This window comes from Buchnera aphidicola (Chaitophorus sp. 3695) (assembly GCF_964058985.1).
Lineage (GTDB): Bacteria > Pseudomonadota > Gammaproteobacteria > Enterobacterales > Enterobacteriaceae > Buchnera_J > Buchnera_J aphidicola_BQ.
This window is the reverse complement of sequence record NZ_OZ060379.1, coordinates 29,027-44,495: the sequence shown is the minus strand read 5'-3', so window position 1 is coordinate 44,495 and position 15,469 is coordinate 29,027. Positions and strand designations below refer to the sequence as shown.

At 24.6% G+C, this 15,469-nt stretch carries 10 protein-coding genes, 4 tRNA genes and 1 pseudogene; 13 read left to right on the top strand and 2 right to left on the bottom strand.

Annotation, left to right across the window (positions count from 1 at the left end):
• Positions 1 to 42: 42 nt before the first annotated feature.
• Both AB4W58_RS00205 and metF read right to left on the bottom strand, forming a co-directional pair.
• Positions 43 to 1,245: an argininosuccinate synthase gene (locus tag AB4W58_RS00205; protein ID WP_367674259.1), complete on the bottom strand. Its 1,203-nt coding sequence runs from the start codon at positions 1,243 to 1,245 to the stop codon at positions 43 to 45.
• 135 nt (positions 1,246 to 1,380) lie between these two features.
• Entirely contained in the window at positions 1,381 to 2,253 is an 873-nt protein-coding gene (metF, locus tag AB4W58_RS00200) for a methylenetetrahydrofolate reductase [NAD(P)H] (protein WP_367674087.1), read from the bottom strand.
• 453 nt (positions 2,254 to 2,706) lie between these two features.
• Here metF and AB4W58_RS00195 point away from each other — a divergent pair.
• The 13 genes and pseudogenes from AB4W58_RS00195 to AB4W58_RS00135 all read left to right on the top strand — a co-directional run bounded on the left by AB4W58_RS00195 (position 2,707) and on the right by AB4W58_RS00135 (position 15,294).
• A tRNA-Thr gene (locus AB4W58_RS00195) sits at positions 2,707 to 2,779 on the top strand.
• A 36-nt stretch (positions 2,780 to 2,815) separates the two neighbouring features.
• Positions 2,816 to 2,897 (top strand) — tRNA-Tyr (locus tag AB4W58_RS00190).
• A gap of 12 nt (positions 2,898 to 2,909) precedes the next feature.
• Positions 2,910 to 2,981 (top strand) — tRNA-Gly (locus AB4W58_RS00185).
• 49 nt (positions 2,982 to 3,030) lie between these two features.
• Positions 3,031 to 3,104 (top strand) — tRNA-Thr (locus AB4W58_RS00180).
• 53 nt (positions 3,105 to 3,157) lie between these two features.
• Positions 3,158 to 3,538, top strand: coding sequence for a preprotein translocase subunit SecE (gene secE, locus AB4W58_RS00175; RefSeq protein ID WP_367674086.1), 381 nt, complete (start codon positions 3,158 to 3,160; stop codon positions 3,536 to 3,538).
• A 36-nt stretch (positions 3,539 to 3,574) separates the two neighbouring features.
• A pseudogene (gene nusG / locus AB4W58_RS00170) lies at positions 3,575 to 4,108 on the top strand (transcription termination/antitermination protein NusG); the annotation flags it as partial.
• A gap of 28 nt (positions 4,109 to 4,136) precedes the next feature.
• Positions 4,137 to 4,571 (top strand): 50S ribosomal protein L11, encoded by a 435-nt coding sequence (rplK, locus tag AB4W58_RS00165; RefSeq protein ID WP_367674085.1) that lies wholly within the window; start codon positions 4,137 to 4,139, stop codon positions 4,569 to 4,571.
• A gap of 5 nt (positions 4,572 to 4,576) precedes the next feature.
• Positions 4,577 to 5,254, top strand: a complete 678-nt coding sequence (rplA, locus tag AB4W58_RS00160) for a 50S ribosomal protein L1 (RefSeq protein WP_367674084.1) — start codon at positions 4,577 to 4,579, stop codon at positions 5,252 to 5,254.
• 226 nt (positions 5,255 to 5,480) lie between these two features.
• Positions 5,481 to 5,978: a 50S ribosomal protein L10 gene (gene rplJ, locus AB4W58_RS00155; protein ID WP_367674083.1), complete on the top strand. Its 498-nt coding sequence runs from the start codon at positions 5,481 to 5,483 to the stop codon at positions 5,976 to 5,978.
• Between the two features lie 28 nt (positions 5,979 to 6,006).
• Positions 6,007 to 6,372: a 50S ribosomal protein L7/L12 gene (gene rplL, locus AB4W58_RS00150; protein ID WP_367674082.1), complete on the top strand. Its 366-nt coding sequence runs from the start codon at positions 6,007 to 6,009 to the stop codon at positions 6,370 to 6,372.
• A 171-nt stretch (positions 6,373 to 6,543) separates the two neighbouring features.
• Positions 6,544 to 10,566, top strand: coding sequence for a DNA-directed RNA polymerase subunit beta (rpoB, locus tag AB4W58_RS00145; protein WP_367674081.1), 4,023 nt, complete (start codon positions 6,544 to 6,546; stop codon positions 10,564 to 10,566).
• A gap of 70 nt (positions 10,567 to 10,636) precedes the next feature.
• Positions 10,637 to 14,869: a DNA-directed RNA polymerase subunit beta' gene (gene rpoC / locus AB4W58_RS00140; protein WP_367674080.1), complete on the top strand. Its 4,233-nt coding sequence runs from the start codon at positions 10,637 to 10,639 to the stop codon at positions 14,867 to 14,869.
• Between the two features lie 152 nt (positions 14,870 to 15,021).
• Complete coding sequence (locus AB4W58_RS00135; RefSeq protein ID WP_367674079.1) at positions 15,022 to 15,294, top strand: HU family DNA-binding protein; 273 nt, start codon at positions 15,022 to 15,024, stop codon at positions 15,292 to 15,294.
• Positions 15,295 to 15,469 lie beyond the last annotated feature (175 nt).

The following is a 15,469-nucleotide window of genomic DNA, read 5'->3' as shown; positions in this document are numbered from 1 at the left end:
TTAAATTTTCCATAAAAATTTTAGAAGACAAATTACACAAAATTATTTTTCTTTAAGAGCACGAATTTTAGAAGATAAAGAAAAAAGATTAATAAATCCAGATGCATCCGATTGTTTATATACAGAATCTCGACCAAAAGTAGAATAAGATTTTAAATATAATGAATTCAGAGATTTTTTTTGTATCGCAGAAACAACACCTTTATATAATTTTAATACTACTTCTCCAGTAACTGATTTAGATAAAGAATTAGACGCAGATTGAATAGATTTTCTTAAAGGTGTAAACCAACGACCATCATAAATAATATGAGACATTTCTAACGCTAATTTCTCTCTCCATTTCATGGATTCTTTATCTAAAGTTAATTGTTCAATAGCTCTAATTGCATGATATATAATTGTTCCACCAGGAGTTTCATAACAACCTCTAGATTTTAATCCAACTAATCTATTTTCTACTATATCTACACGACCAATTCCATGTATTGCACCAATTTTATTTAATTTTTCTAAACATTGTACAGGATTTGTAATTTTATTATTTATAGATACAACACAACCATTTTTAATATATAAAGAAATATATTCAGGTTGATTCGGTGAATCTTCTGGATTATTCGTCCAAACCCAACAATCCTTATTTGACTGATTCCATAAATCTTCTAAAACACCACCTTCTGTAGAAATATGAAAAATATTTTCATCCCTACTATAAATTTTTTTTAAAGTAGCTGTAGTAGAAATATTTTTTTTATGTAAATATTCCAATAAATCTTCACGAGACTTAAATTTCCATTCTCTCCAGGGAGCAATAATTTTTAATTCAGGAGCTAAAGTAGAATAAGCCATTTCAAATCTTACTTGATCATTACCTTTACCCGTAGAACCATGTGCTACAGCAATAGCTCCAATTTCTTTAGCTAATTTTACTTGAGCTTTTGCAATGATTGGTCTAGCAATTGCTGTACCTAATAAATATGTACCTTCATATAAAGAACCTATTTTTAATAAAGGATAAATATAATTTTTCGCAAAATTTTCTCTTAAATCAAAAATCTTGCATCCAATTGCTCCTGATTTTATAGCTTTTTCTTGAATACCGTATAAATCATCTTCAGATTGTCCTATATTCACTACTAAAGCAAAAATATCTAAATTATAATTTTCTTTGATCCAAGGAATAATCGCTGAGGTATCTAAACCACCAGAATATGCTAAAACAACTTTTTTTTTATTCAAAATTTTTTCCTCAAAAATTTTATATAAAAATATTTTTTTATAATTTAAAAAAATAAATATTAAATTAAAAAATTTTAAATATATCATTTAAAATATATAAAATTTATTTTATTAAATCAAATGCTTTTAATTAAAAAATTATAGATCGCAACAAATAGAATATATAAAATCTGATTTATTTAAAGTATATAAATGAAAATCATAAACTCCTTCTTCGTATAAAGATTGTATCATATTAATTGCTAACTGAGATCCTATTTTATTTTTTTCTTCTAGACTTTGATTTGATTTTAAATATAAATTTTTTATCCAAGTTGGAACATATATATTTGAAAGTAAACAAAATTTATATACTTGATTAAAATCTTTAATTGGTAAGATTCCAGGTATAATTTTTGCTTTAATACCAACACCTAAACATCTATCTCTAAATCGTAAGAAATTATCTATATCAAAAAAAAATTGCGTAATTGCTTGATGTGCTCCAGATTCAATTTTATCTTTTAGATACATTAAATCACTTTGTAAACTTTTAGATTCTGGATGAATTTCTGGATAAGCTGCAACAGATATTTTAAAATCAGCTATGTTTTTTAATAATATAACTAAATCTTTAGCATACATTTTTATTTTAGTATTTTTATGAAGATAATCTCCACGAAGAGCTAAAATATGTTTAATATCATTATTCCAATATTTTAAAGCAATTTTTATTAATTGTGACTTATTCTCATGCACACAAGTCATATGAGGTACAGAATTTATTTTGGTATAATTTCTTAATTTTTTTACAAAATTATATGTATTATTTTTATTACCATTATTAGCTCCATAAGTCACAGACATAAAAATCGGATTTAAAGAACTTAATTTTTTAATTGAATCCCAAAATAGTTGATTTAAATTTTTTTTTGAAGGTGGAAAAAATTCAAAAGATAAATTAATTTTGTTCAAAATAGATAAATAATTTTCATTTCTATAATGCATAAATTTTTTTTTTAATAAGTTCATAAACTTTTTTCTCATAATTATAAATAATTTAAAATAATAAAATACAAAAATCTAAAATATTATGCTATACAAATAGTAATAAAAATTTATAAATAGACAAAAATTAAAATACATAAAAAATTATATAATTTAAATATTTTATCATATTAAAAAAATTGTAATTAAATTAATAAAAAATGAAAGAAAAAATTATTATAAAAAATTTTATTTATATAATCTTAAGATTAAATCAAATATATTTTTTTTAAACATTAGAAATTAATATATGAAACTTAATTTAGAAATTATTTAAATTTAATTAAATATCATAATTTAAATATATTTATACTATTTAAATAAAAACATACTTAAGTATTTGATTTTTGTTTAAAAAAAAAGTAAAATATACACTTAATTTAAAATATTTTATTAAAATCTTATTTTTTAAAAAATATTTATATTAATTTTTAAATCGCCGGCTTAGCTCAATAGGTAGAGCAACTGACTTGTAATCAGTAGGTCACCAGTTCGATTCCGGTAGCCGGCAAAAAAATAGAAAATTTTATTTTTATGCACCAAAAAAGGTGGGATTCCCGAGCGGCCAAAGGGAGCAGACTGTAAATCTGACGTCTTAGACTTCGAAGGTTCGAATCCTTCTCCCACCATTAAAAAATATTGCGAGCATGGTATAAAGGATATTACCTCAACCTTCCAAGTTGATAATGTGGGTTCAATTCCCACTGTTCGCTCAATTCTATTATAATTTTAAAAAAAAAGATAAAATAAAAAATATAAAAAGCTGGTATGGCTTAGTGGTTTAAAGCGCACCCTTGGTAAGGGTGAGATCCCCAGTTCAAATCTGGGTATCAGCATAAAATTATTTTCTAAATTTAAATTTATAAAATTTTATTTTTTAGGATTTCTAATGAAATCTAATATTTTTAATAAAATCAGCTTAATTCTTAAAAAAAAAATAAATATTCTTATTATTTTAGCGATTATTTTAATAACTTTCTTTTTAAAAAATTATTATTTTTTATCTATAAAATATAGATTTATTAATCTCTTTATATTTTTCATGTGTATATTATTAATCGTTATAATTATTAATACATACTTTTTTAATATTAAAAATATATTGCAAGAAATTAATTATGAGAGACAAAATATTACCTGGCCTACACAAAAAGAAACTTTATATACTACACTTATTATCATTTTAATTAGTTCATTCATATCAATAATATTATGGTGTTTAGATAACATAATATTTTATATTATCTCATTTATAACATCTATTACATAAAATAAAGGTTTATTCAATGAAAATTGAACCTACAAAAAAAAAAAATGGTATGCGATACAAATTTATTCAGGATTTGAAAATAAAGTAGCACAATCTATTAAAGATCATATTAAACAAAAAAATATCCAAGATATATTTGGAAAAATTATGATTCCTTCAGAAGAAGTAATAGAAATTAAAAAAGGAAAAAGAAAACAAAGCGAATATAAATTTTTTCCAGGATATGTATTAATACAAATGATTATAAATGATTTTAGTTGGTATTTAATAAAAAGTATACCTAAAGTCATTGGATTCATTGGAGGATCTCCAGACAAACCATTTCCAATTAATAATCAAGAAATTCAAAAAATAAAAAATAAACTACGTCAAATTGGAAATAAACCAAGACCAAAAACATTATTTGAACCCGGAGAAAATATTCGAGTAAATAGTGGACCATTTTCAGATTTTAATGGAATTGTAGAAACAATTGACTATGATAAAAATAGATTAAAAGTTTCTATATCTATATTTGGACGATCTACTCCTGTAGAATTAGATTTTAATCAAGTAGAAAAAAATACATAAAAAATTTCTATCAAAAAAGAGAATATTCATGTCAAAAAAAATAACAGCATATATAAAATTGCAAATTCCAGCTGGTCAAGCAAATCCTAGTCCACCAGTAGGACCAGCATTAGGTCAAAAAGGATTAAATATAATGGATTTTTGTAAAAAATTTAATACTGAAACTAATAAACTAGAAAAAGGTTTACCAATACCTGTATTAATTAGTGTATTTTCGGATAAAACATTTACATTTATTACAAAAACACCTCCAGCATCTATACTATTAAAAAAATATGCAGGTATCAAAACTGGATCTCAAAAACCTAAAACTGATTTTGTTGGTACAATTAAAAAATCTCAAATAGAAGAAATAGCTAAAATAAAAAAATCAGATATGACTGGAGCAAATCTAGATAAAATTAGTAAATCTATTATAGGAACAGCAAAATCTATGGGTTTAAAAATTGAAGAAAATTCTTAAAAAATATGAAAAATAAAAATTCTAAAATATATAAAAAAAAAATTAATATAACAGACATAGAAAATGCTATTTTAAGTTTAAAAAAAAAATCTAAAAGAAAATTCATTGAAAGTTTTGATGTAGCAATTATGTTAGGAATTAATGCTAAAAAAACTGAACAGAACGTTAGAGGTTCTACAAAACTTCCTCATGGTACTGGAAAAAAAATTAAAGTAGCAGTATTTGCTCATGGAAAAAAAGCAGAAGATGCAAAAAAAGCTGGAGCTGAATATGTTGGTATGGAAGATTTATCACAAAAAATAAAAAATGATCAAATTAAATTTAATGTAACTGTAGCAACACCTGAATCTATGAAAATAGTAGGTTTATTAGGATCTATTTTAGGACCAAAAGGACTTATGCCAAGCTATAAATTAGGAACAATTACATCAAATATTTTTGATATAGTTCAAGAAATAAAAAATGGACAAATAAGATATAAAAATGATAAAAATGGAATTATACATACTTCTATAGGAAAAACAAGTTTTTCTGAAAAAAAAATTAAAGAAAATTTAATACATCTTATTAATTCTTTAAAAAAACAAAAACCTTCTAAATCTAAAGGAATATATATAAAAAAAATATTTTTAACGACTACGATGGGAAAATCAATTGAACTAGAAAAAAATTTTTTAGAATAAACTTATTAAATTTTTTTTTAAAATCTAATATATCCTAGTTTCTTAATTAATTTTATACATTTTAGTAAGAAATTAGGTTTTTTTATTTGTTTATTTTTAAAAAAATAATTTTAAATAATATAAAAATATTAATCTTATAGATTTTATTAAAATTTTTAAAAAATATTTATAAATTTCTTATTATAATAATTATAAAGGATTTCTAAAAAAAAATCTAGGAGTAAAAATGTCAGTTAATCTTCAAAAAAAAAAAATAATTATTAAAAAAATCAAAAAAATATCAAAAAAATCATTATCTGCAGTAGTAGCAAACTCAAATCAAATTAATGTAAATCAAATTAATGCATTACGTAAAAAAGCTAGAAAAAATGGAGTAAAAATAAATGTCGTAAAAAATACTTTATTAAAAAGAGCAATTCAAAATACACCTTTTCAATGTTTACAAAAAACATTGAATCAATTTACTTTAATTGCTCATTCAATAGAACATCCTGGAAGTGCAGCAAAATTATTATATTTTTTTTCCAAAAAAAATAAAACTTTTAAAATTAAAGGAGCTGCATTTGAAGGAAAATTTATTGAACCAAGTCATATAGAAAAATTAGCTTTAATACCTACATATAAAGAATCTATACAAAAACTTATTTTTACTTTAAAAGAAGCAGCAATCGGAAAATTTGTACGTATCTTAACAGCTATTAAAATACAAAAAGATAAAAATTAGAATAAACTTTATTTATATTAGGAAAAATATGTCAATGACTCAAGAAGAAATATTAAAAACAGTATCAAAAATGTCTGTAATGGAAATTATGGATTTAATAAAATCTATGGAAAAAAAATTTGATGTATCTTCTGTTATACCAATAAATAATAATACTCCAGAAATTAAAAAAGTAGAAGAAAAATCAGAATTTAATGTACATATTAAATCTATAGGAAAAAATAAAGTTTCTGTAATACGCGCTGTCAGAAGTTTGACTAGTTTAGGTTTAAAAGAAGCAAAAGATTTAGTAGAATCAGCTCCTGTTCTATTAAAAGAAAAAGTTAATAAAGAAGAAGCAGAATCTTTAAAAAAAACTTTAGAAACTGCTGGAGCTGAAATTGAAATTAAATAATAAAATAAATTTATTAATTTATTAAAAATTAAATTAAACTGGTGATATCAATCACCAGTATACAAAATTTCTAATATAAAAATTTTAAATAAATTTAAAATTTTTTAAAAAATATTAATTATTTTTAAAAAATTTATTTTCAACAAAACTTTTATTCAATAGAGAAATTCAATGGTTTATTCCTATACAGAAAAAAAACGAATTAGAAAAGATTTTGGACAAAAACCTCAAGTCTTAGATATTCCTTACTTGCTATCAATTCAAATTGATTCATTTAAAAAATTTATGGACCATAATAAAAACAAAGCAAATGGAATAGAATCCGCTTTAAAATCAGTATTTCCTATAAAAAGTTATAATGAAAGCGCTGAAATTCAATACGTAAAATATAGATTAGGAAAAAAAAGTTTTAATATGATGGAATGTCATATTAGAGGAACAACATACGCAGTTCCATTAAAAGTTACTTTACGTTTAATTATATATGAAAAAGATACATTAAATAAAAAAATTAAAGATATTAAAGAACAAGAAGTTTATATGGGAGAAATTCCTATTATGACTAAAAATGGAACTTTTATCATAAATGGAACTGAACGTGTCGTAGTATCACAATTACATCGAAGCCCAGGTGTTTTTTTTGATAGTGATAAAGGAAAAACACATTCATCAGGAAAAATACTATATAATGCAAGAATTATTCCTTATAGAGGATCTTGGATAGATTTTGAATTTGATCCAAAAGATCATTTATTTGTTAGAATTGATCGACGTAGAAAGTTTCCAGTTACAATTTTATTAAAAGCATTAGGATATCATACTCCAGAAATATTAAAAATTTTTTTTGAAAAAAATATTTTTGAATTTCAAGATAAATCTTTAAAAATGAAATTAATTCCAGAAAGATTAAGAGGTGAGACAGTTTCTTTTCATATCAAAAAAAATAATATAATATACTTAAAAAAAAACCAAAGAGTAACTGCAAAACATATTAGAAAATTAAAAAAAAATAATGTAAATTCTATTAATGTACCAATTGAATATCTTATTGGAAAAATATCTTCTCAAGATTATTTTGATCAAAATGATAAATTAATTATTTCTTCTAATGAAAAATTTACTTTAGAAATTATAAAAAAGATCAAAGAAGCTAATATTAATATAATAAAAACTATATTTACAAATGATTTAGATCATGGTCCATACATTTCTGAAACACTAAAAATTGACTTTACTACAGATAAATTTAGTGCGTTATTTGAAATTTATAGAATGTTGAGACCAGGAGAACCACCAACAAAAGAAGCTTCTGAAAAATTATTTGAATCTTTATTTTTTTCAAAAGAAAAATATGATTTATCTTCTGTAGGAAGAATGAAATTTAATAGATCAGTTTCTAGAAAAAAAATTACTGGAAAAAATATTCTTAATAAAAAAGATATAATCGATGTTATTCAAAAATTAATTAGTATCAGAAACGGAAAAGGAGAAATTGATGATATTGACCATTTAGGTAATAGAAGAGTTCGTTCTGTAGGAGAAATGGTAGAAAATCAATTCAGAGTTGGACTAATTAGAGTAGAAAGAGCTGTTAAAGAAAGATTATCTATTGGTGATATTGATGTGTTAATGCCTCAAGATATGATAAACGCTAAACCAATTTCAGCTGCTGTAAAGGAATTTTTTGGATCAAGTCAACTATCACAATTTATGGATCAAAATAATCCTCTTTCAGAAATTACTCATAAAAGAAGAATTTCTGCTCTTGGAATCGGTGGTTTAACACGAGAAAGAGCTGGATTTGAAGTCAGAGATGTACATCCTACACATTATGGAAGAGTATGTCCAATTGAAACTCCAGAAGGACCAAATATTGGATTAATAAATTCTTTATCAGTATATGCACGTACTAATAAATATGGATTTTTAGAAACTCCTTATAGAAAAGTATCTCATGGATATGTTACAGATAAAATAGAATATTTATCTGCTATTGAAGAAGGAAATTTTATTATTGCCCAAGCAAATACTAATTTAAATTCTAAAAAAAAAATTATAGATAAATTAATTACATGTAGATATAAAAACGAATCTAGATTGTTTAAAAAAAAACAAATAGATTATATGGATGTATCCAATCAACAAATGGTATCTGTAGGAGCATCTTTAATTCCTTTTTTAGAACACGATGATGCAAATCGTGCACTGATGGGAGCAAATATGCAAAGACAAGCTGTACCAGTACTAAAATCAGAAAAACCTTTAGTTGGTACAGGAATGGAAAGATCAGTTGCAATAGATTCTGGAGTTACTATAATTGCAAAAAGAGGAGGTATTGTAAATTATATTGATGCTTCTAGAATAGTAATCAAAGTTCATAAAAAAGAAATTAAAAAAAATCAAGCTGGAATAGATATTTATCATTTAATTAAATATAAACGTTCTAATCAAAATACATGTATTAATCAAACTCCTTGTATTTCCTTGAAAGATACTATTACGAAAGGAGATGTTTTAAGTGATGGACCAGCTACTGATTTAGGTGAACTTGCTTTAGGACAAAATATGAGAGTCGCTTTTATGCCATGGAATGGTTATAATTTTGAAGATTCTATACTTATTTCAGAAAAAGTTGTTATAGAAGATAGATTTACAAGTATTCATATTCAAGAATTATCATGTATTTCTAGAGATACAAAATTAGGTGCAGAAGAAATCACTTCAGATATACCGAATATCGGTGAATCTGCGCTATCTAAATTAGATGAATCAGGAATTGTTTATATTGGTGCAGAAGTACGTGGAGGAGATATATTAGTAGGAAAAGTTACACCTAAAGGAGAAACTCAACTTACTCCAGAAGAAAAATTACTTCGCGCAATTTTTGGAGAAAAAGCTTCTGATGTAAAAGATACTTCTTTAAGAGCTCCTAATGGAGTTTTCGGAACTGTTATTGACGTTCAAATTTTTACTCGAGATGGAATTAAAAAAGATAAAAGAACAATTGAAATTGAAGAAATGCAAATTAAACAAATTGAAAAAGATTTATTAGAAGAAAAAAAAATGTTTGAATTAGATTTATTGAGACAAGTTAAATCTATTTTAGTTAAAGAAGATCTATTATATGAAAATTTTAAAAATCAACCTATAGAAAAACTTTTTCTTTTAAAATTAAAAAATAAAGAATCGAAAATTATTTTAAAAAAATTACAAAAACAACATAAATTACTTGCAAAAAAATTTCATAAAAAAATAAGAGATAAAAAGAAAAAAATTAAAAAAGGAGATGATCTATCACCTGGAATTTTAAAAATAGTAAAAATTTATTTAGCTGTAAAAAGATATCTACAAACAGGTGACAAAATGGCTGGAAGACATGGAAATAAAGGGGTTATATCTAAAATTAATCCAGTAGAAGATATGCCATATGATGTAAATGGAATACCAATAGACATTGTTTTAAATCCATTAGGAGTTCCTTCTAGAATGAATATTGGGCAAATATTGGAAACACATTTAGGAATGGCAGCTAGAGGTATTGGAGAAAAAATAGAAAAAATTTTAAAAAAATATAAAAAAATTTCAAAAATTAGAAATTTTATGCAAAAAACATTTAATATAGGAAACCATAAACGTCAAAAAATTAACTTAGAACAATTCTCTGATGAAGAAATTTTATGCTTAGCGAATAATTATAAAAAAGGAATCCCTGTTGCAACACCAGTATTTGATGGAGCTAAAGAAAAAAATATCAAAGAATTCTTATCACTTGCAGACATTCCTGATTCTGGTCAAATTTCTTTATTTGATGGACGTACAGGAGAAAAATTTGAAAAACCAGTTACAGTAGGATACATGTATATTTTAAAATTAAATCATTTAGTAGATGATAAAATGCATGCAAGATCTACAGGATCATATAGTTTAGTTACACAACAACCATTAGGAGGAAAAGCGCAATTTGGAGGTCAAAGATTTGGAGAAATGGAAGTATGGGCATTAGAAGCTTATGGAGCTTCTTATACGTTACAAGAAATGCTAACTGTAAAATCTGATGATGTAAGTGGAAGAACTAAAATATATAAAAATATTGTAGATGGAAAACATATTATGGAACCTGGTATGCCTGAATCTTTTAATGTACTCTTAAAAGAAATTCGTTCATTGGGTATTAATATCGCGTTAAAAAATTAAATAAAAAATTTTTTATATTTAAAATAATAGAATTTTTAAAATAATACTTATAAATATAGGAAAAAAATTTTTGAAAGAACTATTTAAATTTATTAAATCTAAAAGCTACATTAAAGATTTTAATGCAATACAAATTTCTCTATCTTCTCCTGAAGTTATTCGATCTTGGTCACATGGCGAAATTAAAAAACCAGAAACAATTAATTATAGAACATTTAAACCTGAAAGAGATGGATTATTTTGTGCTAGAATTTTTGGACCAGTAAAAGACTACGAGTGTTTATGTGGAAAATATAAAAGATTAAAACATAGAGGCGTTGTTTGCGAAAAATGCGGTGTAGAAGTCACTCAAAGTAAAGTAAGAAGAGAAAGAATGGGTCATATAGAACTAGCATCTCCCATTGCTCATATTTGGTTTTTAAAATCTTTACCATCAAGAATTGGGCTACTTTTAGATATGCCTTTAAGAGATATCGAACGCGTTTTATATTTTGAATCCTATGTAGTAATTAATAGTGGAATGACTACTCTAAAAATTGGAACTATTTTTTCAGAAGAACAAAATGCTGAAGCAATAGAAGAATTTGGAGATGATTTTCAAGCAGAAATGGGTGCTGAAGCTATACAAATTCTTTTAAAAAATATTAATTTAAAAAAAGAATATAAGAAACTAAAAAAAGAACTAAATAAAACTCATTCAGAAACTAAAAAAAAAAAAACAACTAAAAGAGTAAAATTAATTGAATCTTTTATTAATTCAAGAAATAAACCAGAATGGATGATTTTAACTGTTTTACCTATTCTTCCGCCAGATTTAAGACCTTTAGTTCCACTAGACGGAGGAAGATTTGCTACATCTGATTTAAATGATTTATATAGAAGAGTAATTAATCGTAATAATCGTTTAAAACGATTAATAGAATTATCTGCTCCAGATATTATAGTAAGAAATGAAAAAAGAATGCTTCAAGAATCAGTAGATGCACTTCTAGATAATGGAAGAAGAGGAAGAGCGATTATTGGTTCTAATAAAAGACCATTAAAATCTTTAGCTGATATGATTAAAGGCAAACAAGGAAGATTTCGTCAAAATCTTCTCGGAAAAAGAGTAGATTATTCAGGAAGATCAGTTATTACAGTAGGTCCGTATCTAAAACTAAATCAATGTGGATTACCTAAAAAAATGGCATTAGAATTATTTAAACCATTTATATATGGTAAACTAGAACGCAAAAATTTAGCAAATACAATTAAATCTGCTAAAAAAATGGTTGAAAGAGAAGATCCTATAGTATGGGACATTTTAGATGAAGTAATTCAAAAACATCCTGTATTATTAAATAGAGCTCCTACTTTACATAGATTAGGTATACAAGCATTTAAACCAATACTTGTTGAAGGAAAAGCAATTCAATTACATCCATTAGTATGTGCTGCATATAACGCAGATTTTGATGGAGATCAAATGGCTGTACATATACCACTTACTATAGAAGCTCAAAATGAAGCTAAAAATTTGATGATGTCTACTAATAATATTCTTTCACCAGCTAACGGTGAACCAATTATTGTACCATCTCAAGATGTAGTACTTGGATTATATTATATGACAAGAAAAAAAATTCATGGAAAAGGACAAAATATGCTTCTTTCTGGACCAAAAGAAGCTGAAAAAGTATATCAATTAGGATTAGCAGACCTACATTCTATTGTTAATGTTCGTATCACTGAATACATAAAAAAAAATAAAAAAATTCACAAAAAATATAGAAAAATAATTAAAACTACTATAGGAAGATCTATATTATGGAACATTGTTCCTAAAGGTTTATCATTTTCTTTAGTAAACCAAACTCTAAGAAAAAATACAATTTCTGCAATGATTAATACATGTTATAGAATCTTAGGTATTAAAAAAACAGTCATTTTTGCAGATCAAATAATGTATACTGGATTTGCATATGCTGCAAGATCTGGATCATCTGTAGGTATGGATGATATAGAAATTCCTAAAGAAAAAACAAGCATTATTAAAGATGCTAAATTAGAAGTATTAGAAATACAAGAACAATTTCAATCCGGATTAGTTACTGCAGGCGAGAGATATAATAAAGTCGTAGATATTTGGTCTACAGCTAATGAAAAAGTTTCTCAAGCCATGATGGAAAATTTATCTACAACGTATATTAAAACAAAAAAAGAAACAATTAAAAAACAAAGTTCATTCAATAACATTTTTATTATGGCAGATTCTGGAGCTAGAGGATCAGCAGCTCAAATAAGACAATTAGCAGGAATGCGAGGTTTAATGGCTAAACCCGATGGTTCAATTATAGAAACACCTATTACAGCAAATTTTAGAGAAGGATTAAATGTTTTACAATATTTTATTTCTACACATGGAGCAAGAAAAGGTTTAGCTGATACAGCTTTAAAAACTGCAAATTCTGGTTATCTAACACGTAGATTAGTTGACGTAGCGCAAGATCTTGTAGTAACAGAAAATGATTGCCAAACTAAAAATGGAATTATAATGACTTCTATAATCGAAGGAGGAAATATAAAAGAACCATTAAGAGAAAGAGTTTTAGGAAGAGTAACATTGAATAATATTTTAAAAAACAACTCTAAAAAAATATTAATTAAAAAAAATACTTTATTAAATGAAAAATACTGTGATATTTTAGAAATGCATTCTATTGATAATGTTGAAGTTCGTTCAGTAGTTCATTGTGAAACAAATTTTGGAGTATGTGCATATTGTTATGGACGTGATTTAGCCAGAGGTAAATTAGTTCAAAAAGGAGAAGCAATAGGTGTTATTGCTGCACAGTCTATTGGTGAACCTGGAACACAATTAACTATGAGAACTTTTCATATTGGAGGAGCTGCTTCAAGAATTGCTACAGAATCTAATATACAAATTAAAAATGATGGAATAATCAAATTAAGTAGTTCCAAATCAGTTATTAATTCATTAGGAAAAACAATTATTACTGCTCGTAATGTAGAATTAAATATTATTGATTCAATAGGTCAAACTAAAGAAAGTTATAAAATTCCTTATGGAGCTATTTTAGAAAAACGTAATGGAGAAAAAGTATATTCTAGAGAAATTGTAGCAGTTTGGGATCCACATACTATTCCAGTTATTACAGAAGTCAATGGATATTTAAAATTTATAGATATGTTAGATGGACAAAGTATCATTAGACAAACAGATGAATTAACTGGATTATCATCTATAATTATTTTAGATGTAGCAGAAAGAAATACTTTAGGTAAAGAATTAAGACCTTCTTTAAAAATTATTCATGCTGATGGAACAGATGTGTTTATTCCTGGAACTACTATGCCTGCACAATATTTTTTACCTGGAAAAACTATTGTTCAACTTCATGACGGAGTACAAATTAAATCTGGAGATACTTTAGCAAGAGTTCCACAAGAATCTGTAAGTACAAAAGATATCACAGGAGGATTACCTCGAGTAGCTGATTTGTTTGAAGCAAGAAAACCAAAAGAACTAGCAATATTAGCTGAAAAAGATGGAATTATATCTTTTGGAAAAGAAACAAAAGGAAAAAGAAGATTAATTATTAATTCTATAAACAAAAAAAATACATATGAAGAAATGATACCAAAATGGAGGCAACTAAATGTTTTTGAAGGTGAACGTGTAGAAAAAGGTGATATCATTTCCGATGGTCCAGAATCTTCTCATGACATTTTAAGACTACGTGGTGTACAATCTGTTACAAGATATATTGTAAATGAAGTACAAGAGGTATATCGATTACAAGGAGTTAAAATTAATGATAAACATATTGAAGTAATTATTAGACAAATGTTAAGAAAAGCAACTATTATTGATCATGGTGATTCAGAATTTTTAGATGGAGAACAAATAGAATATTTTAAAATTAGAATGACTAATAGAGATTTAAAAAAGAAACAAAAAAAAATCATTATATATAATCGAGATTTATTAGGAATTACTAAAGCGTCTTTAGCTACAGAATCTTTTATTTCAGCTGCATCATTTCAAGAAACTACAAGAGTTCTTACAGAATCAGCCGTAGCTGGAAAAATAGATGAATTAAGAGGATTAAAAGAAAATGTTATTGTAGGTCGCTTAATTCCTGCTGGTACTGGTTATGAATATCATCAAAATAGATTATTTCATAATTATATATATCGAACTAGAAATAATATAAAAAATAAAAATCGTATAAATAAAAAAATTAGTGTAGAAGAAGCATCTGCAAATTTATCAGAATTATTGAATTCTCACAATCTTTAAAAATTTAAAAAATTAAAATTTTAAAAATTATGTAAAGATATAAATTTAAATTATTTTTTAAAATATGTTTCTTAAAATTTTTTATTATAAGTAATTTCAACATATAATAAAATTTTTCTATAAATATTATTTTTATTACTAAGGATTAAAAAATGAATAAATCACAACTAATAGACATTGTTGCAAAAAAATCTTTAATTTCTAAAATTAAAACAAAATATATATTAGATACTATATTATCTGAAATTACTAATTCTCTTAAAAAAGAAGAAAATGTACAATTAGTTGGATTTGGAACATTCAAAATTAATAAAAGATCAGCTAGAACAGGAAGAAATCCAAAAACTGGGAAAGAAATTCAAATATTAGCAACAAAAATTCCTTCTTTTATTTCTGGAAAAACTTTGAAAAAAGCAGTTAAATAAATTTTGTATACTAAAAAATATATTCTAATAAAATTAGTAGGGAAATCAAAAAATCCCTGCTAATTAAATCATTATAATAGAATTATTATATACTAAATTTTATAAATTTAACATAAATAATATCTCTAAAAAAATTTTATTATAATTCTATAATTTTATTTTAAATTTTAAAGAT